Origin of the sequence: Nonomuraea sp. NPDC049684 (assembly GCF_044465345.1) — a bacterium.
Lineage (GTDB): Bacteria > Actinomycetota > Actinomycetes > Streptosporangiales > Streptosporangiaceae > Nonomuraea.
Window position 1 is genome coordinate 1,002,692 of the sequence record NZ_JBITLO010000001.1, and the last position, 19,055, is coordinate 1,021,746.

13 protein-coding genes and 1 pseudogene are annotated in these 19,055 nt (G+C 71.1%); 6 read left to right on the forward strand and 8 right to left on the reverse strand.

Annotated features, from left to right (window positions below):
• Positions 1–80: 80 nt before the first annotated feature.
• Both ACIBST_RS04465 and ACIBST_RS04470 read right to left on the reverse strand, forming a co-directional pair.
• Complete coding sequence (locus tag ACIBST_RS04465; protein ID WP_397169045.1) at positions 81–1,811, reverse strand: L-aspartate oxidase; 1,731 nt, start codon at positions 1,809–1,811, stop codon at positions 81–83.
• A gap of 53 nt (positions 1,812–1,864) precedes the next feature.
• Positions 1,865–2,200: pseudogene (locus tag ACIBST_RS04470) on the reverse strand (low temperature requirement protein A); the annotation flags it as partial.
• 182 nt (positions 2,201–2,382) lie between these two features.
• Between ACIBST_RS04470 and ACIBST_RS04475 the strand changes: the two are divergent.
• Together ACIBST_RS04475 and ACIBST_RS04480 are read left to right on the forward strand one after the other, a co-directional pair.
• A complete protein-coding gene (locus ACIBST_RS04475; protein WP_397169046.1) occupies positions 2,383–3,480 on the forward strand; it encodes a hypothetical protein in 1,098 nt (365 codons plus the stop codon).
• A gap of 17 nt (positions 3,481–3,497) precedes the next feature.
• Positions 3,498–7,298 (forward strand): hypothetical protein, encoded by a 3,801-nt coding sequence (locus ACIBST_RS04480; RefSeq protein ID WP_397169048.1) that lies wholly within the window; start codon positions 3,498–3,500, stop codon positions 7,296–7,298.
• A 157-nt stretch (positions 7,299–7,455) separates the two neighbouring features.
• Here ACIBST_RS04480 and ACIBST_RS04485 read toward each other — a convergent pair whose 3' ends face one another.
• Entirely contained in the window at positions 7,456–7,929 is a 474-nt protein-coding gene (locus tag ACIBST_RS04485; protein WP_397169050.1) for a MarR family winged helix-turn-helix transcriptional regulator, read from the reverse strand.
• A gap of 92 nt (positions 7,930–8,021) precedes the next feature.
• Between ACIBST_RS04485 and ACIBST_RS04490 the strand changes: the two genes are divergently transcribed.
• Positions 8,022–8,990 carry an NmrA/HSCARG family protein gene (locus tag ACIBST_RS04490; protein WP_397169052.1) on the forward strand — a complete coding sequence of 323 codons (969 nt, stop codon included), beginning with the start codon at positions 8,022–8,024 and terminating at the stop codon, positions 8,988–8,990.
• 270 nt (positions 8,991–9,260) lie between these two features.
• Here the strand turns inward: ACIBST_RS04490 and ACIBST_RS04495 are convergent, their stop codons facing one another.
• The 3 genes from ACIBST_RS04495 to ACIBST_RS04505 all read right to left on the reverse strand — a co-directional run bounded on the left by ACIBST_RS04495 (position 9,261) and on the right by ACIBST_RS04505 (position 14,210).
• Positions 9,261–11,774 carry an excinuclease ABC subunit UvrA gene (locus ACIBST_RS04495; protein WP_397169054.1) on the reverse strand — a complete coding sequence of 838 codons (2,514 nt, stop codon included), beginning with the start codon at positions 11,772–11,774 and terminating at the stop codon, positions 9,261–9,263.
• Between the two features lie 760 nt (positions 11,775–12,534).
• The gene (locus tag ACIBST_RS04500; RefSeq protein ID WP_397169055.1) at positions 12,535–13,017 is read right to left on the reverse strand and encodes a nuclear transport factor 2 family protein; all 483 of its coding nucleotides are present in this window, start codon (positions 13,015–13,017) and stop codon (positions 12,535–12,537) included.
• Between the two features lie 161 nt (positions 13,018–13,178).
• On the reverse strand, positions 13,179–14,210 hold the full coding sequence (locus tag ACIBST_RS04505) for a hypothetical protein (RefSeq protein ID WP_397169057.1): 1,032 nt from the start codon (positions 14,208–14,210) through the stop codon (positions 13,179–13,181).
• 66 nt (positions 14,211–14,276) lie between these two features.
• Between ACIBST_RS04505 and ACIBST_RS04510 the strand changes: the two genes are divergently transcribed.
• On the forward strand, positions 14,277–14,942 hold the full coding sequence (locus ACIBST_RS04510; RefSeq protein WP_397169059.1) for a response regulator transcription factor: 666 nt from the start codon (positions 14,277–14,279) through the stop codon (positions 14,940–14,942).
• Entirely contained in the window at positions 14,939–15,970 is a 1,032-nt protein-coding gene (locus ACIBST_RS04515; protein ID WP_397169061.1) for a sensor histidine kinase, read from the forward strand. The genes ACIBST_RS04510 and ACIBST_RS04515 overlap by 4 nt, the downstream gene beginning before the upstream one ends.
• 52 nt (positions 15,971–16,022) lie before the next feature.
• Here the strand turns inward: ACIBST_RS04515 and ACIBST_RS04520 are convergent, their stop codons facing one another.
• Positions 16,023–16,955: a LysR family transcriptional regulator gene (locus ACIBST_RS04520; protein WP_397169063.1), complete on the reverse strand. Its 933-nt coding sequence runs from the start codon at positions 16,953–16,955 to the stop codon at positions 16,023–16,025.
• A 104-nt stretch (positions 16,956–17,059) separates the two neighbouring features.
• Between ACIBST_RS04520 and ACIBST_RS04525 the strand changes: the two genes are divergently transcribed.
• Entirely contained in the window at positions 17,060–17,776 is a 717-nt protein-coding gene (locus tag ACIBST_RS04525; RefSeq protein WP_397169065.1) for an MBL fold metallo-hydrolase, read from the forward strand.
• Between the two features lie 355 nt (positions 17,777–18,131).
• Here ACIBST_RS04525 and ACIBST_RS04530 read toward each other — a convergent pair whose 3' ends face one another.
• Positions 18,132–19,022, reverse strand: coding sequence for a LysR family transcriptional regulator (locus tag ACIBST_RS04530; RefSeq protein WP_397169066.1), 891 nt, complete (start codon positions 19,020–19,022; stop codon positions 18,132–18,134).
• Positions 19,023–19,055 lie beyond the last annotated feature (33 nt).

Consider the following 19,055-nt stretch of genomic DNA (forward strand, 5'->3'; position numbering starts at 1 on the left):
TCGCACGCATCCCCCGTTCGGTGATGCGGCCCGATCGCCAGCTAAGACAGGACAGCCCCGGCATTTGTGACAAGATCCGGCTATTCGACGAGCTTTCCCACGGTGGAGACCTCGCGCATGAGCGCCGTGATCTCGGCGGGAATCGGCGGGATGCTCTCCCTCTCCACCGATCCGGGGCCGGACCACACGAGGTTGACCTGCAGTGCGGGGTCGAGTTCCGGGTAGTCGGAGCGGTTGTGGCAGCCGCGGGTCTCGCGGCGCTCGATCGCGGTTTCGATGGTCGCGCGCGCGGCGAGCGCCGCGGACTTCAGGTCGAAGGCGTGGGCCAGGTCCTGGAAGCCGGCGATGTCCGGGTGCACGCCGATCCCGCCGACGCGCGCCTCGACCGCGGCCAGCTCGGCGAGGCCTTTCCGCAGGCCGCCCTCGTCGCGTACCACTCCGGCGTGCTCCGTCATGATGTCGCGGAGAGCTCGCTGCAGCGACCGCACGTTCTCCGGGCCGTCGGCGGACAGGAGCTCGTCCACTTCCTCCCGCGCTGCGGCGAGCGCCTCGGCGGAGCGGCGCTGCGCGTCGAGCCCCGCGGAGTACTCCGCCGCCGCCCGGCCGACGATGCGGCCGAAGACGAGGAGCTCGATGAGGGAGTTGCCGCCCAGGCGGTTGGCGCCGTGCAGGCCGCTGGCCGCCTCCCCGATGGCGTACAGGCCGTCGACGCCCGTGCCGTGGTCCTCGGGACGCACCCAGACGCCGCCCATCGAGTAGTGCGCTGTCGGCGCGACCTCGATCGGCTTCTTGGTGATGTCGAGCATCTGCAGTTCCAGAAGCGTCTGGTAGACGCGAGGCAGCCGCGTCATGATCGTCTCGCGCGGCAGATGCGAGACGTCCAGCCACACGCCACCGTCCGGGGTGCCGCGACCTTCCTTGATCTCGGTGTATGCGGCCAGCGCGACCCGATCGCGCGTGGACAACTCCATCCGCTCCGGGTCATACCTGGACATGAACCGCTCGCCGAGCCGGTTGCGCAGGACCCCGCCCTCGCCCCGGGCCGCCTCGGAGACCAGCGTGCCCGCCGCGTTCTCCGGCGCGATGAGACCGGAGGGGTGGAACTGCACCAGCTCGGGGTCGCGGATGCGGCAGCCGGCCAGGACGGCCAGGCGGAAGGAGTCGCCGGTGTTCTCGTCACGCCGAGAGGAGGTGCGCCGCCAGATCCGGGTGTGGCCGCCCGCGGCCAGGATCACCGCATCGGCATGGATGACGTAGCGGCTGCCGTCGGTCAGATCGAACCCGTACGCGCCGAAGACCGCGTTGTCGCGCACGAGGATCCGCGTGATGTACACGGTGTCCAGGACGCGGACGTCGAGCTGGGCCGCCCGATTGATCAGCGTGCGCTGGATCTCGAGTCCGGTGTAGTCCCCCGCGTACGCGGTGCGCCGGAAGGTGTGGGCGCCGAAGAAGCGCTGGGAGATCCGTCCGTCCCGCTCGCGTGCGAACGGCATGCCGTACCGCACGAGGTCCTCGATGCCGCGTGCGGCCCCCTCGGTGACGATGCGCACCGTCTCGGGGTTGGCCAGCAGGTAACTCTCCCTGAGAGTGTCGGCCGCGTGCTGCTGCCAGGTGTCCTCGGGGTCCATCGTGGCGAGGGCCGCGTTGATGCCGCCTGCCGCGAGCGAGGTGTGTGCGTCCGCCTTCGGCCGTTTGCCGACCGCGAGGACGTCCACCCCGCCTTCGGCGAGTTCGACGGCCGCCCGCAGCCCGGCCCCGCCGGTCCCGATGACCAGGACGGACGTGGCGATTCTGTTCTCTGACGCGTACATGATGCTCCTTCGGTCACGTGCCGCCCAGATGGCGGCGCCACGACGGCGACGACGCACCCGGCCAGGACGCTCTCGCCCAGCAGGATGATCGTGAACAGGCCGTAACGCTCGGCGACGTGGGCGAGCCGGAGCAACCAGCCCGCCTCGGCCAGGCTCCTGGGCGAACGCCCACTAGGACCGGACAGCGTCGCGATATGTGACAGACCGCCGCGAAAGCTGTCAAAGGCAGCGGGCGAGGTCGGCGGCGAGCAGGCATCCTCCAGAAGCGCAGGCTCCGCCTTCCCGCTCCTGCTCAGAGCCGGCGAGCGCCTGGCGCCGCGACCGCGCCAATGGTGCTGCGCACCGTGACGGGCAGCGGCTACCTGGCCCGGTACGCGGCGCAAGCACACCGTCGAATGGCACCCGCGCAAGCTCTTCGCCAGGCTCGAAGGCCGGCGATCGGGACGGTGGTGTGACGAGCGTCATGTCACGGGCGGCCTGCCGCATTTTGTCTCTGTCATGACGGTCCATGAGTCACCGCCGGGCCAACGGCGCGATGGACGTCGATTCGAGAGACGATGCGGGAGAAGAGATGTTCGTCAAGAAGAGGTTGTTCATCGCGGCCGTGTCGCTGATCGCCTCTGCCGCTGGAATGACGGCGCCGGCTTCGGCCGACGACGGCGGTGCCTCGATCAGCTCCTGGGGCTTTCCCGGTGAGGGATCCGACTGGCAGCCGGTGACCTACGCCGGCGGGCAGATCACCAGCAGGTCCACTCCGGGAGAGGCGCGCGACAACCGCGGCAACATCCTGCACGCCTGGCGCGGCGCCGACAACGACTCCATCTGGATCTCGTTGAACAACGGGCCCGCGTACTCGCTGCCCAACGCGCAGACATGGACTCCTCCGCGGGTGATCTGGACGGACGACGGGGGCCGCGGCAACTTCCGGATCTTCCACACCGGCACCGAGGGCCACGTCTACCAGCACCGCGTCCAGCTCAGCACGAGCTACCAGCTACCTGCCACGCTGCCCAGCTGGACCAGGATCCCCAACGACACGCGCACCACCGACACCGAGCCCGTGGCGGCCGCCGCGCTCCCCGGCAACTCCTTCATGCTCGCCTGGAACAGCCAGTCCACCGACGACATCTGGACGATCTACTACAACGGCGACACCGGCACCTACAGCTCGCCCAGCGTCGTGCCGGGCGCGCGGAGCAAGGACGCGCCGGGACTGGCCGCCCAGGTGGGCAGCAGCGCCGACCCCGCCCCCTGGAACCAGGTCGTGCTCGCCTTCACGGGCACCGACAACTACGTGTACATGTCGCGGCAGCGGTACGGGACCGGCAGCTGGACCAATCCGTTCCGGGTCTATGCGACAGGCACCCCCGGCTACACGAGGAACGGCCCGTCCGTCGCGCTCTCCCGGAGCGGCTACGGCGTCATCACGATCACCGAGGACCGTGACAACACCATCGGCAGTTACATGATCTCGCGCGACGGCGGCTGGAGCGGCTACTACGAGGAGAACAGCTTCGCGCTCTCACCCGGCAGAACCCCGCTGGCCGTGGTGGCCGGTACCGATCTCTACTACGTGCTCAACGGTTCGGCCGGCGGCAAGAGCGGCGTGCTGTGGAAGAAGGTCTACGACTTCGCGGCGATGCCCACGCCGTCGGCCCCGCAGTGGTGAGGCGGACGGCGGCCACGGTGTCCGCCCTGCTGCTCGGGTTGTCCTCGCCGGACATCGCCCCGGCAGCGTGGGCGGCGGCCACCTCCCCGATGCCCGTGACCGCGCCTGCCGCGGCGGAGGACCCGCCGTCGGCGGGGCCTGGAGCGTCCGGCCCTGACCTGAGCAGCGCCAACCGCACAGCCCCGCCGGCCGGTCTGCCGGACTGGTCACGCGCCGGGTACCGAGGCGGCCAGGAACTGCCTGAGGGCGACACGGATCTGACCGACGACGCCTCCTGCCGCATCTCGCCGGAAGAGCTCGCCTCCTCCTACGGCGTGACGGCGGACGACGGGGCCGACGACACCGCCGGGCTGCAGAAGGCGATCGACCACATCAAGAGCGACTGCTCGCCGAACGCCAACTTCAACCGGCTCTCGCTCATCGAGCTGCCCTCCGGCCGGATCGACGTCACCCAGCAGATCTACGTGGACGCCGGATTCCTGATCGTACGGGGCAAGGGCGCCGGCGACGGCGGCACCCGGCTGGTGTTCAGGCCCGGCCTCCGGACCCGCTACGACCAGGTGATCAACGGCCGGTGGGACCAGGAGAGCATGACCGCCGGCACCGCCCCCGACATCGGCAACGGCGGCTGGATCTGGCCGGGGCGTGGCATGTTCCGGGTCCAGACCCGGGAGGTGGCTGCCCGGTACAAGGACGACTGGGAGCTGGCCTCCAGCCTGCCCATGCGCAAGGACCTCTACGAGGGCAGCGTCAACCAGCACTGGGTCTCCGGCTTCAAGGTGGCCGCCGCGGCCGACGACCCGGGCTTCTCGGCACGGACGGGAGACACGGTCGTGCGGCTGGACGCGAAGGCCGACATGACCAGGTTCAGGCCAGGCGGCTATGTCTGGGTGGGCGCCGCCAACAGCAGGAAGTTCTACGCGCAGCAGGGCATCACCGATCAGAGCATGATCGAGGCGCTGCACATGCGGCAGGAGATGTTCCGGCTCAGCCGCATGGACGCCACGGCCAAGACGATCACCCTGGACCGGCCGCTGAAGTGGGACCTGCCGGTGAACTCCGAATCGGACGGCTCCGAACCGCTGAACGGCGGCGGCACCCCGTACGCCAGCAAGGTCACGCCGCTGACGGTGGTCGAGGGCGTCGGGTTCGAGGACTTCTCCTTCACCCAGGACATGAACGGCCTACCGAAGATCGGCGGCCAGGAGACGTACTCGCTCACTCCCGAGCAGGCCGTGCACAACTACGGCAACCTGGCGCCCGAGTACGCCATGCACGGCATCGTGTTCAAGTGGGCGGCGAACAGCTGGGCGCGCGGCCTCAGGGCCACGATGACCGGCTCACACCCCATCGTCACCGAGGTGGCGCGCAACCTGCAGATCGAGCGCAACAGCTTCGACGGCGCCTGGAACAAGGGCAAGGGCGGCAACGGCTACCTGCGCGGCAGCCGCGTGTGGGACTCGCTGTGGGCGCACAACCTCAGCCGCAACCTGCGCCACTTCACCTTCCAGTGGTCGGCGGGCGGCAACGTCGCCTTCCGCAACGACCTCGACTCCGACCTGAACCTGCACGGCGGCTGGGAGCACGACAACCTGTTCGAGCAGAACACGGTGCGCGTCCCCTACGAGCACCGCTCGGCCAGTTGCTCCGCCAACTGCGGCGGCGAGGGCGGCGAGATCGACGCGGGCACCTGGTATCCGATCTGGTGGGCGGCCGGCCCCAAGGCGGGCAAGTGGGCCGGCTCCTCAGGGCCGCAGAACGTCTTCCACGACAACACGCTGAGCAAGCAGACCACCGCGGACGGGCCGTTCGAGCCGTACCGGCCGTACGGCGCCCAGGTGGGCACCGCCTTCCAGTTCGGATCGGACGCCGCCGACCCGCGCGCGTTCCTGCCCCTGAGCCAGAACGGGCAGGCGATCACGGACTGGACCGGACGGGAGACCCTGAACTACCAGGGCAACGGCGTGGCCGCCCTCGACGTGGGACACCGGCACTCGCTGTTCCTCCGCGAGACCGGCGGCGAGCTTCCTCCACGTGACCCGAAGCTCGTCGAGATCAAGGCGGCCACCTGGAACATGGCCGGCGCGTCCTCGCAGCAACAGGGCGACCGGTACGCGACCGCGCTGCCCGCCCTGCACACCCGGGCGGATCCTCCCCGGGAGAACGACCTCCTGGCGCTCCAGGAGAGCGGCTATCCCGCCGCCCAGCACTTCTGGGGCAAAGAAACCTACGCGCAGACCGACTACGTCAAGAGGATGCGCGACGGCAGCACGAACGCGCCTCCCGTCGAGGAACTCTGGCTCAGCCGAACCACTGGCGGCCGCGGCGGCGGTTACCTCTACTGGCTGAACACCAACGTCGACACCGGCTCCGGCGCCCCGGAGAAGATCAATCTGGCCGTCTGGACGCGGAGAAGTGTCCGCAGCGACGAGATATTCGTCGTCCCCGGAGCGACGCGGAACGGCGTTCACGAGGGCAAGTCCCGTCCCGCGCTCGGCGTCAACTATTGCGGGGTCGTCTACTTCACCTGGCACGGGGCCGCACAGGGCGGCACGGACAACGTCACGATGCTGCGGAACATCAGGAGTCGTATGGAGAACGCCGGCCCGAACGGGCAGCCACTGCGCTGGGTGGTCCTCGGCGACTTCAACATGGAGGTCTATGGGCAGGCGGGATTGCTGAACGCCCTCGGCGGCGACTCCCCTCAGTTCGACGTGCTGCCCTCAAGCGGGCCCACCCGGCCCGTCACGGGACGCACCATCGACTACGCCGTCACCCGCAACGGCCTCACCCCGGTGCTCTACAGGGGTTACGGGTTCGGGACGCCGATGACCGACTTCGAGATGTCGGACCACCTTCCCGTCGAATACGACTTCTCCTATCTCACCGAGGACCAGCGGTGCACGACGTCCCAGCCGGCGCGGCAGGCGAAGGCCGTCCCGCGGACGACGCAGAATCTCAGAAGCGCCTCCAGCACCCGCTCCCCCTACCCTTCGGGTTCAGGGACGCGGCCCGGCAGCAGCCGCCTCAAGACCAGGATGTTCGGCCGGTCCGAGCAGAGCGCGCACAATTTCCGGTTCCTGGCCGCCGGGGACGACCCGGGTCACTACCGCGTGCTGCACAGCCTCACCCGTACCTATCTGGGCCAGGAATCCGGCCTCGCCGACGCGCCGGCGATCCTCCAGGGCTCCGACGAGGGCGACTCCCAGCTCTGGCGACTGCTCGACATGGGCGACGGCACCTGGATCCTGCTGAACAAGGCCACCGGTCAGGCGTTGACCAGACTGGATCGCGCCGACGGCGAGGAACTGGTGGGTCGTGACCTCGCCGACGAATTCGATCCCGACCAACGCTGGTTCCTCCAGGACGCCGAGAACGAGGCACTGGACGTCGATGAGATCGTCACCGGCGCGGGATCGGCCATGACCGTGCAGGACTCCGATCCCGGACCGGGCACGCCGGTGGTGCTCGAACCCGACAGCGACGATCCCGAAGAAGAATTCATGCCCATATACGCCGACAAAACCGAGGATTATTACTGCTACTACCTCGTCCAGAAGGGACTGTACGTCAATTCGACAGCCACCGATCCCGCGGTCGGCGACGGCAACCGGCTCACCCTGAACGAGTTCCGTCCCAATGACGGCGGCTACATGTTCTGCACCCCGTCGGCCGACAGGCACGCCGCGCAACTGACGGCGGTGGGCCAGTACGACGCGCAGGGCCGCTTCCTCGCCCTCGGCACCACCGGCCCCGGCCTGCTGGCGCTGAGCGCGTCGTACGGGCTCACCTGGAACTGGAAACCCCTCGCAAGCTGACTCCCGGCGGCATCGCGCCCGCCGATCAGCACACCAGATCACGACCCATGACGAACGCCTTCGCCGGGCCGCGGACACGGCCCCCGCCAGTGCCGTACGGCCGCCCGGCGAAGGCCCGGCGTCCTCGTCTCTCGCCATGCCGGGGGCGAGAGCGTGATCACAACGAGCAGTCGCGATCCCGGTGCTCGTCGAGCGCGCGCAGCACGTCGGCGCACGCATGCGCGAAACCGGCCAGCCGCTCGGGGCCCAGCACGTCGATGAACAGAGCGTGCACCAGCTCGGTGTGCTCGGGGACGGCCTTGTCGATCGCCGCGTGCCCCTTGTCGGTGAGCCGCACGTCGGGATAGCGGCGGTCGTCGGAGCCCACCCGCTCGACCAGCCCGCGCTGCGCCATCCGGGTGAGCTGGTGGGACAGGCGGCTCTTCTCCCACTGGGTCGCGGCGGCCACCTCCGCGACGGGCATCTCCCTCCGCTCCGACTCCGCGAGCCGGACCAGGACCTCGAAGTCGGCCGCGGACAGGTCGCACTCGCGCTGCAGGTGCTGCTGCAGGTGTGAGCCGAGGTGCTTGGCCATCTCGATGTACGTGCGCCACATCCGGTCGGCCTCGCCGATGTCCTGCTGCCATCCCATGACGCCCACTCTACCGGTTGCTTGACGTATCAACCTGGCGCTGTATGGTGGCCAGGTTGATACATCAACCTGAACCTGAGGGGACCGTACCTGTGAGCGAGCAGCAGATCATCGCCGTGGTGGGCGCGACCGGAGCGCAAGGAGGCGGGCTGGTCCGCGCGATCCTCGACGACCGCGGCGGGCGCTTCGCCGCGCGAGCCCTGACCCGGGACCCGGGTTCGGCGCGGGCCAGGGAGCTGGCCGCGCTGGGGGCCGAGGTCGTGGGGGCCGATCTCGACGACGTGGGCAGCCTGCGCAGGGCGTTCGACGGCGCACACGGCGCCTTCGTGGTGACCAACTTCTGGGAGCCGCGCACGCCCGAGGAGGAGCGGGCACGGCCCGCGACCATCAAGGAGCGGGAGCAGGCCGGCAACGCCGCGCGGGCGGGCCGGGAGGCCGGCGTCCGGCATTTCGTCTGGTCCACGCTGTCCGACACCCGCGGCTACTTCCGTCCGGACGACGGGACGCCGAGCTTCGAGGGCGCGTACAAGGTGCCGCACGCCGACGGCAAGGCCGAGGCCGACCTGTTCTTCCTGGAGTCGGGCGTGCCCACCACCTTCCTGCAGGCGAACGTCTACTACGAGGCGTTCCGGGACATGTTCGCGCCCCGGCGTGACGAGACCGGCGCACTGGTGCTGCCGCTCGGGTTCGGCGAGGCGGGGGTGGCCGCGCAGGCCGCGGAGGACGTCGGCAGGACCGCGCTGGGGATCTTCCGCCGCGGCACCGCGATGGCCGGCCGGCGGGTGAGCGTCGCCGGGGCCGTGCTCACCGGCGCGCAGTACGCCGCCGCGCTGAGCCTGGCGCTCGGCGAGCCCGTCACGTACCAGGCGGTCAGCCCCGACGTGATCCGGGCCGCGGGGTTCCCTGGCGCGGGCGAGGTCGGCAACATGCTCCAGTACCTGATCGCGGCCGCCCCCGACATCGCCGAGCTCATCGACTTCAAGCTGCTGCGCGAGCTCAACCCGCGGCTGCAGTCGTTCGACGCGTGGCTGGCCGTCCACCGCGACACCATCCCGCGCTGACCGGCGGCGGTCGCCGCGCGTCCCATGCCGACGGCAGGAGGCGAGGACGATCCTGCCGCGGCCCGGCCCGGCGCAGCTCACCCACGAGCTGGACGAACGTCTGATCGCGGCGGGGGTGCTGGCGTTCAAGTGCGCCGGGTGGGGGGATGGTGGTCACCGCCGAGGGCCCCGAGACGGCCTCGCTCATGGACGCATGGGTGGATCGGCTCGGCCGCGACCTCCTGGAAGGGCTCATCGTCCTCAACGACCTGTTCCGGCGCGGCGTCGCGGTCAAGGCGCGACGGTGGGGCCCAGGAGCGGCAGGCCCGCCGCGTACCGCCGGAAGAAGCCGGCGGTCGGTGTGTTCGCGGTTGCGACGGTGTCCGGGGTGCCCTCCGCGATCACCGCGCCCCCGTCCGGACCGGCTCCCGGCCCCAGGTCGATCACCCAGTCCGCGGACGCGGCGACCGGGATGTCATGTTCGGCCACGACGACGGTGTTGCCCGAGTCGAGCAACACGTCGAACGCGTCCACCACCCGCTGGATGTCAGAGGGGTGCAGGCCCGAGACGGGTTCGTCGAGAACGACCAGACCGGCCTTGCGCCCCGCGGCGCCGCGCTGGATGGCCGACGCCAGCTTCAGCCGCTGCGCCTCGCCGCCGGACAACTCCGTGGCGCTCTGGCCGAGCTGCAGATAGCCGAGCCCGACCTGGTTCAAGGCTCCCAGGGTTTCAGCGAGTTGCCGGGGTTTCGTGAACCGCTCCACCGCCTCGGCGACGGTCAGCTCCAGCACCTGATCGATGGCCAGTCCCTGGTACTCGATCTCCAGGGCCTCCGGCGTGTAGCGCCGCCCCTGGCATGCGTCGCAGACCACCCACACATCCGGCAGGAAGTGCATGTCGACCAGCTTGCGGCCGTAACCGGTGCAGGGCTCGCAGCGGCCACCGCCCGCGGTGTTGAAGCTGAACCAGGACGCGTTGACCCCGCGTGCGCGTGCCAGGTCGGTTTCGGCGAACAGCTTGCGGACGACGTCGAACGCCTTGCTGTAGGTGGCCGGGTTGGATCGCGGCGTGCGCCCGAGCGGTTCCTGATCGACGACGGCGACCCAGTCGAACCCCTCCAGGCCGGTCACCTGCCGCACGGTGTCGACCGTCGTCCCGTTCAAAGCGGCCTCCACGCTCGCCGCGAGCGCGGCGAGCAGGCTGCTCTTGCCGCTGCCGCTCACCCCGGTCAGGCAGGTGAGCCGGCCGGCGGGGAAATGCACCAGGTCTGCGGTCACGTTGTGCGCGCGCAGGCCGTGCAGCGCCACCCAGCCGGTGTCATCCCCGGCCGGACGGCGGGTCCGGCGCAGCCGTGGCCCCTCACCGGCCAGGTAGCGTCCGGTCAGTGAGGTGGGGTGGGCGGCCGCGTCGGAGGGAAGCCCCGACACCAGGATCTCACCGCCCAGGCGGCCCGCGCCGGGGCCCATGTCGATCACCCAGTCGGCGCGGGCGATCAGTTCGGGGTCGTGCTCGACCAGGAGCACCGTGTTGCCGGCCTTGCGCAGTTCCAGGGCGATGTCGAGCAGGTGCGCCTTGTCCGCCGGATGCAGCCCGGTGCCGGGCTCGTCCAGGACGAAGACGATGCCGCTCAGCTCGGTGCTGAGCTGCGCGGCGAGCCGGGTTCGCTGCAACTCGCCCCCGGACAGTGTCGCCGCGCTCCGGGACAGCTGGAGGTGGGCCAGGCCGAGGCGGTCGAGGATGCCGAGTCTGCGGCCCAGGTCCTGCAGCAGCGGCTCGCCCACCTCGCGCTGCCGGGCGTCCAGGTCGCCGGCCACCCGCTCGGCCCAGCCGCGGACTTCCCGCACGTCCACCTGGAGCAGGTCGGGAAAGGCCAGCCCGCCGAGCCGTACGGACCGGGCCACCTCGTCGTACCCGCTGCCGCCGCAGGTGCCGCACGGCTGCTTGCGCATGTACGGCAGGTAGCGCTGCTTGGCGCTGGCGGTCTGGGCGTTCAGGAACACCCGCTCCACCTCGGCCAGCGCGCCCCGCAGCGGCTGGCTGGAGGTGTAGGTGACCGAGACCGTCTCCTTCTTGCTGGTCATGTCGACGGTCGCCTCGACCTTCTCCTCACCTGTGCCGTACAGCACGCAGTGGCGGAACTCCTCCGGCAGCGACCGCCATGGCAGGCCGAGGTCCACGCCGCGCTTGTCGGCGAGCGCCGGCACGAACGCGTGCTCCCCCGACCGCCACTTGGCGTACCAGGGCGAGGCCCCCTCGAAGAGGGGAAGCTCCGGACGGGTGATGATCAGGTCCTCCTGCGCCTGCCAGCGCCCGCCCACGCCGTGACAGTCCGGGCAGCTGCCTTCCGGGGTGTTGCGGTCGAAATGGGCGGTCGTCAGATGCCCGTTGACGCTCTGCGCCGCCGGGTCCGCGCCGATCGCCGGAAGGCGCGAGTACAGCAGTCCCAGGTGTCCGTCGATGCCGGTGATCGTCGCGACCGTGGACCGGGGGTTGCGGTTCAGGCGGCGCTGGTCGACGGCGAGCGTCGCGCCCAGTCCCAGGATGCGGTCGACCTTCGGCCGGTTGCGCTGGGTGATGTACTGCCGCACGAACGGCGAAAGCCCCTCCAGATAGCGCAGCTGGGCCTCGTTGTGCAGGGTGTCGATGGCCAGCGACGTCTTGCCGCTGCCGCTCACCCCGGTGAAGGCGGTGAGCCACCCCTTGGGGATGCTCACCGACACGTCCCGCAGATTGTTGGTACGAGCCCCCACCACCTCGATGGCCTCTCGCCCCATGCCGGCGACGTCCCGTACGAACGCAGTCAACCTTGATCCACCCTCTCGCAACACAACAGAACACAGGCGGACGAACTCCCGCCCATGTCGAACACGTTGATTCCGCCACTACGCGGCCGCTTGATCAGATCTCTCCGGGGCTTCGCGCACATCGGCGCGGACCGGTGCGTTGATGATCGCCCGGAAACCCGACGCCTTGTGTCATGTTTCATCCGTCGTTCGTCTTGCGGGGATGGCGAACCGGCGTTGCCATAGGCGAGACCGACTGCGTAGACCGTGCCGTTCCGGGCAGCGCGCTCACCGCGGAGACTCCTGAACGGTCCCGCTCAAGCCGGCCTGGACGGCGTCCCCGTCGACCAGAACGATTCCGTCCCTGCCGCCGGAGCCGGACGCGCTGACGCCGGACGATCCGCGACCGCCTTCAGCCGGGTTCCGCGCTGGGCGCCGACGTGCTCAAGCCGCCACCCGCGCCCCTGGGCCGTACGTACTGGAGAGGGTTCGGGGCTTGCCGCGGCGACGACTGGAGAGGTGGGAGTCGGCGCGGACGCACCTCGCGGCGGGGGCACGGCGCAGTCAGGACGGCCGCCGCGCACAACGCAGCCAGGCCATTGGCACTCATGACCCGAGATGCGTGAGACGGCCGAAGACCTCGTTCCCGGACTCCCCGTGCCACGATCGCGGCAGCATCGGCGACGATCTTCAGCTCGGGTGTCTTCACACCCCTTCTCCAGCAGTGGTGGCAAGCGGGCGAGATCGCCACCGCCCCGGCCGCGCCCGCTCAGCAGCCGGGCTAGACGTCGCCGTCCGGGCGCAGGGCGTGCAGGACCGCAGAAGTGTCCAGGTAGAACGGGTGTATCTCGGTGATGCGGTCGTTCTTGATCGTCATGAGTTGCATCACCGAGGTCTCCAAGGCCCGGCCGGTGGCGCGGGCGCGCAGGATGCCGCGGTTCCAGACCACGACACTGCCGCCGTCGACCACGTACTTCTGCTCCAGGAACTCCAGGGACTGCCATGCCTCGCTCATGGCGGCCATGAACTGCTCGATGCCGCTCGGCCCGCGCCAGATGCCCCCGTAGGGCAGGGAGTCCGCCTGGTACATCACGACCTCTGGGTCCAGGCACTCGGCAAGCCGGCCGAAGTCGGCCTTGCCGAGGCCCCCTGCGGCGATGTAGGCGACCTCCGCCCGGTAGAACCTCTCCAGCACCGCCAGTGAGCTCCTGCCCTCGTCGCCACCCGAAACCGGACCGTCATTCGTCATCGCTTCTGCCGTCATGCGCTCATCATGTCCGCTCCGGACAGAATGCATCCGGCGGAAATCGGACCCGTAGGCGGCAAGCTCGCCACCGACGATCCTCGACCTGCCCCTTGCCCTGCCAGGGGGACCGGCGCCGCGACATCGTCCGCCAGACCAGGAAATGATCGGCGGGACACTCCCTAACCGCAGCCCGCGGGCGGCCCCTCGGACCAGCCGATCGGCTGCTGTCGCCGGTACTGCTCCAGGTCGAGGTGGTTGCCGTTGATCGCGTTGCGCCGCCGCAGTTCCGCCCAGTACACCGGGTCGAGAAAGATCGCGGGATTCCACAGCGACCGGGTCAGGTCCGACGGCCGGCCGAGGTACAGCACGGCGTCGGCGACCTTCCCCAGCGGCTGCCCGCACAGTGGCGGCGCGTCCATGAACTGCCCGGCGTCGACGGATGCCAGCCAGGTGCCCGCACACGGGATCACCGTGCGCCGGGGATGCCCCGCCAGGCGGGGATGCGTGCCGGACACGATGACGTGGACGCGGCTGCCGGTGCGCTGTTCGATCAGCGCGACCACGTGGTCCGCGCTGCCGTGCAGGACGTGCCCGCTGCCGTAGCAGATCAGCGCCCGGCGCCCCTTGGCCAGCACCTCCCGCTCCACCAGGGACGCCGCGAACGCGTCGCGCTGCTCAAGGAGCGCGTCCACCTGCGCCTGCGTGCTGATCTTGGACCAGTCGATCGGCGGATCGCCGAGCAGCACCCGGATCCGCCGCTGCGGCGGCAGCGTCCAGTTGACGGCGCGGACCGTGCGGAAGAACTGCTCCCTGATCGGCTGGTCGCCGGTGCCCGCGGGCGACTGCGTGGTGTCGCGCCACACCTTGCGCAGCGTCGCGTCGTCGACCGCCCCGCCGGCGACGAACCGGTCGACGACCGGCTGGTGGCGCGCGTTGCCGAACTCGACGACGACGTCGTCGACCACCTCCGGCAGCCGCGGGTCGGCCAGCAGGAGCTGCAGCGCGTCGCCGTGCTCCTGCTGGCCGTGCGCCTCACCGATCGCCACGAGCCGGTGATGGTCGAAGCCCGCGAGCACCCCACGGGCGAAGTCCGTGGCCGACGTCGGCCTGCTGCTCTCCCCCGCCCGCCCGGCGGGCAGCAGCCCGCCGAGCGCCGCACCGGCTCCCGTCACGGCCAGCGCCCTGCGCCGCGTCCATCGTGCGTCTGTCATGCCCACGGTTGTACGGCAGGCCCGGTGTCACCCCGGTGACACCGGATCCCTGGCATCGTGAACGGCATGCGCGTTCTGGTGGTCGAGGACTTCGAGGTGCTGGCCCGTACGATCGGCACCGGGTTGCGCCGCGAGGGCATGGCGGTCGACGTGGTGCTGGACGGCGACGACGCGCTGGCCCACCTGGCCGTGGTCCGCTACGACGTCGTGGTGCTCGACCGCGACCTGCCCGGCACCCACGGCGACGACGTCTGCCGCGAGATCGCCGCAGGCGGGGCCGGGTCGCGGGTGCTGATGCTCACGGCCGCGAGCACCGTGCGGGACCGGGTCGAGGGGCTGGGGCTGGGGGCCGACGACTACCTGCCCAAGCCGTTCGACTTCGCCGAGCTGGTCGCCCGGGTGCACGCGCTCGGCCGGCGTTCCGCGCCCGCCGTGCCGCCGGTGCTGCGGATGGGCGAGCTCACGCTGGACCCCGGCAGGCGGGTGGCCTCGCGTGGCGGGCGCCCTCTGGAGCTGACGCCGAAGGAGTTCGCGCTGCTGCGCTGCCTGCTGGCCGCCGGCGGCCGGGTCGTCCCGGCGGAGGAGCTTCTGGAGCGGGTCTGGGACGAGCAGGCGGACCCGTTCACCACGGCGGTCAAGACGACGGTGCGGCGGTTGCGGATCAAGCTCGGCGATCCGCCGGTGATCGAGACCGTCCGCGAGGGCGGCTACCGGATCGGACTCCCGCGATGAGCCGGCCCTCCCTGCGGGTCCAGCTCACGGCGCTGTACGCCGGGCTGGTGCTGGCGGTGGCGGTTCCGATGCTGCTGCTGGTCGGGTTCCTGTTCGGCAGGGGTCAGGACCGGCTGCGGGCGGGCGACGCCGTACCGCCGCCCGACACGGGCGCGCAGCAGGTCGACGCAGCGCTCGCCGTCACCGCGGCCGTCGTGGCGGCCCTCTCCGTGGTGGCCGCGTGGTGGCTGGCCGGGCGCTTCCTGCGGCCGCTGCGCGCGATGACCGTGACCGCCACGGAGATCTCCGCGACGAACCTCAACCGGCGGCTCGGCCTGCGGGGACCCGACGACGAGCTGACCAGGCTGGCCCGCACGCTGGACGACCTGTTCGCGCGACTGGACTCCGCTTTTGCGGCGCAGCGGCACTTCGTGGCCAACGCCTCGCACGAACTGCGGACCCCGCTGGCCGGGCAGCGGGCCGTCCTGCAGGTCGCGCTCGCCGACCCCGGCGCGACGGCCGATGGGCTGCGGGCGGTGTGCGAGGAGGCCCTCGACCTCGGCGTACGGCAGGAGCGGCTGATCGACGCCCTCCTCGTCCTGGCCGAAGGGCAGCGCGGCCTCGAACACCGGCAGCCGGTCGACCTGGCCGGCATCACCCGCGAAGTCCTGCTCTCCCGGCCGACGCGCCTCACCGTCGAGGCGTCCCTGGACCCCGCGCCGGTGAGCGGCGACCCGGACCTCCTCGCCAGCATGATCGGCAACCTGGTCGACAACGCCCTCCTCCACAACATCCCCGGCGGGAGCGTCACGATCGCCACCGGGCCCGACGGTCTGTCGATCGGCAACACCGGCCCGGCCGTCCGGGCGGACGACCTGGACCGGTTGTTCCAGCCGTTCCAGCGGCTCAGCCCCCAGCGCACCCACACCGCCGGGGGCCACGGCCTGGGGCTGGCGATCGTCCGGGCCGTCGCCGAGGCCCACGGCGCGGACCTGTCCGCCGTCCCGCGCCCCGGCGGCGGACTGACCGTGACCGCACGCTTCCCCTGACCGGTCAGGCGGACCGCTGGCCGGAGTCCGCCCGTAGAGGCGCCGGGCGACCCTACGGGAGGGCACGGTCGGCGTCGGGGATCCAGTACCGCCCCTCCGACGGGCCCGGCGGGCTCACGCGTGGGAGCTGACCGAGCAGCGTACGGAGCAGCGGGTGCGGGTTACGGCGGTGCCAGACCACCCACCATGGCAGGAGGGGGATCGGGTCCACGATGGGGATGCGGCGCAGCCCGCTCCCCGTCGCGTCGATGCTCCACTCCCCCAGGCCGACGGCGCTCTTCTCGCGGAGGAACTGCTGGACCAGGTGCCCCTGGCCGATGGCGGGCTCGGTGAAGCGCAAGGGGACGCCGAGGCGGTCGGCGAGGCGTCTCAGGTAGGCGCGCCATTCGGCGGCGCCCGCCGGATCAGGCATCGCGATACCGCCCGCCCGCAGGTCGGCGGGCCGCAGCTCTCTCAGGTGCGCGAGCGGGTGATCCTCCGGGACGAACGCGGCCAGGGGCTCCAGGTGGACCAGCCGCTGGGCCAGCTCTTCTGGCCACGGCAGGTCGCGCGCCCGTCCGAAGGCCGCGTCGATCTCCTGGCGGCGCAGCGCCGGCAGCGCCACCGCCAGCCCCTGCCGCATGCTCACCTCCACGCGCAGCCGCGGGTCGCGCTCGCTCGCCTCCCTGACCATGCGCAGGGGCGTGAAGCGCTCGTCGTAGACGTCCACGCGGACGGGGCTGTCCACCACGCGGACCGCCCCCACGGCCTCGTCGAACGCCGCCACCGCGGCCACGGCCAAGGGCAGGAACCGCCTTCCGGCGGCGGTCAGCTCGATGGACCGGGTGGTCCGTTCGAACAGCGGCGTGCCGAGGGCGTCCTCCAGCCTGCGGACGCGTTTCGACAACGCCTGCTGGGTGATGAACATGCGCGCGGCGGCCCTGCCGAAGTGCAGTTCCTCGGCGGTCGCGATGAAGGCGCGTACGCCGGAGATGTCTGCTTCCACGCCCAGACCCTGCATCGACAACCATCGGTTGTCAATCCGCGGTCCCATGGGTGTTGGACAGTGCCGCCGGTGGACCGGTTACCTGTTCCCTGACATCCGTGCTGATGAGAGGGGGTCCCGCGATGGAGGTCGTGGAGGTCGACCGGCGCCTGCACCTGCTGCGGCTGACGTTCGGGCAGGCGTACCTGTGGAACGACGACGGTGTGCTCACCCTGGTGGACACGGGCATCGCCACCTCGGCCGGGGAGATCGCCGAGGCGATCGGCCGGCTCGGGCTGCGCACCGACGCCGTCCGGCGGGTCGTCCTCACCCATTACCACGAGGACCACTGCGGCGGCGCGGCGGACGTGACGGCGTGGGGCGAGGTCACGGTGCTGGCCCATCGCCTGGAGGCCCCGGTGATCCGGGGGGACGCGCCCGCCCCTCCGCCGAACTTCACCGACGAGGAACGGGCCCTGCATCGCAGTCTGGGCGCCGACCTGCTGCCGCCCGCGCCGCCGTGCCGGGTGGACCGCGAGCTCGAGGACGGCGACGTGATCGCCTTCGGGGGCGGGGCCCGGGTGATCGCCACCCCCGGGCACACCGCCGGCAGCATCGCCCTCCACCTGCCGGAGCACGGAATCCTCTTCACGGGCGACACCGTGGCGCACGTGTCCGGGCTGGTCATGCCCGGAGTGTTCAACATGGACCGTGAAGAGATGCTCCGCTCGTTCCGGCGGCTGGCCGAACTGGACGTCCGGACGGCCTGCGTGGGCCACGGCGACCCCGTCACGAACGCCGGCGAGGCCCTCCGGAAGGCAGCCGCCGACATCCTCGCCTGACCCGCTGCTCAGGCGTTCTCAGCCGTCCTCTTCAGGCGTTCCAGCCTGGCCGTCAGCGAGGCGTCGAGCGCGGCGGCCATGCCCTCGGCGTCGGCGCCGCACGGGTCGGCACGGGTCGCCGTCCCGGGGCTCCTCGTCCCCGTTTGAGCGCGCTCGTGGCGCCGAGGTAGGTGCCGGCCATGGCGGCGGTGGTGGAGGGACGGCGACGCCCCCGCAAGCTCGGTTGCCGAATGCGGCTCGTCGCGGGTCACTGCCTGCGGCGGGCGCGGGGCGGGGCTGACTGCGCAGACCGTGACCTGCCTTCCAGGCGTCCTCAGAACGCTGACCGCCGACACCCCGGCACGGCGTGCGCCGGTCAAGCCTTGGAGGCGTGCGTCTCCACCGCCACCCTGGTGAAGGCGCGGGCCTTGGCGGAGACGCTCGCCGTACGCCAGATCAGCGCGTACTCGAACGGCCCGACGTCGTGGAAGGGGACGTAGACCAGGTTGGGCCGGGGATAGTAGCGGGTGCCCTGGGCGGCGGCGATCGTGACGCCCTCCCCCGCCGCGACGAGGGCGAGCAGTTCCTGCCAGTACTTCGTCGTGGTCGAGTGATGGATGGGCCGCCCGGCCGGGGTGCGATCAGGCAGGTGACGCGCCTGGAAATAGCCCGGCATGCCGTCGATGAGCCGCAGATTCTCACCCGCGAGATCCTCGATGGAGATCGACGTACGGCCGGCCAGGCGGTGCGAGGCGGCGACGGCGAGCATGGTCGGGTCGCGCACGAGCACCGGGCCCACGGTCAGGTCGGGCTCGTCCACGGGCAGTTCGATCACCTGGAGGTCCAGCTCGCCCCGGCGCAGCGCGCCGTACCTGTCGGACAGGTGGACTTCGCGGATCTGCACCTCGCACCCCGGATGCGAGGCCCGGAAGGCCTCGACCACGGCCATGACCCGCTCGCTGGCCAGCGGGCTGGAGAAGCCCACGCGCAGCACGTCGCGGGTGCCGCGCGCGGTCTGCGACGCCTTGGCCAGGGCTTCGAGGACCCCGTGGCAGTGCGGGCCGAGGTCCTCACGCAGTTGCCTGCCCAAGGGGGTCAGCGCCACCCGGCGGCTGGTGCGCTCGAACAGGGCGCCGCCGACCCGGCGTTCCAGGGCCTGGGTCATCTGGCTGACCCGGGCGCGTGACACGTGCAGCCGGTCGGCCGTACGGCCGAAATGCAGCTCCTCGGCCAGCACCAGGAACGTCTCCAGCTCCTGCCAGTTCACCGGCGCCCCCTTTCGGTAAGGGCACCTTACCGA

What these genes read in the sequence shown, in the direction of transcription:
- ACIBST_RS04465 (WP_397169045.1), bottom strand. Translation starts at nt 1,811, where the DNA reads ATGTACGCGTCAGAGAACAGAATCGCCACGTCCGTCCTGGTCATCGGG.
- ACIBST_RS04475 (WP_397169046.1), top strand. Translation starts at nt 2,383, where the DNA reads ATGTTCGTCAAGAAGAGGTTGTTCATCGCGGCCGTGTCGCTGATCGCC.
- ACIBST_RS04485 (WP_397169050.1), bottom strand. Translation starts at nt 7,929, where the DNA reads ATGGGATGGCAGCAGGACATCGGCGAGGCCGACCGGATGTGGCGCACG.
- ACIBST_RS04500 (WP_397169055.1), bottom strand. Translation starts at nt 13,017, where the DNA reads ATGACGGCAGAAGCGATGACGAATGACGGTCCGGTTTCGGGTGGCGAC.
- ACIBST_RS04505 (WP_397169057.1), bottom strand. Translation starts at nt 14,210, where the DNA reads ATGACAGACGCACGATGGACGCGGCGCAGGGCGCTGGCCGTGACGGGA.
- ACIBST_RS04510 (WP_397169059.1), top strand. Translation starts at nt 14,277, where the DNA reads ATGCGCGTTCTGGTGGTCGAGGACTTCGAGGTGCTGGCCCGTACGATC.
- ACIBST_RS04515 (WP_397169061.1), top strand. Translation starts at nt 14,939, where the DNA reads ATGAGCCGGCCCTCCCTGCGGGTCCAGCTCACGGCGCTGTACGCCGGG.
- ACIBST_RS04525 (WP_397169065.1), top strand. Translation starts at nt 17,060, where the DNA reads ATGAGAGGGGGTCCCGCGATGGAGGTCGTGGAGGTCGACCGGCGCCTG.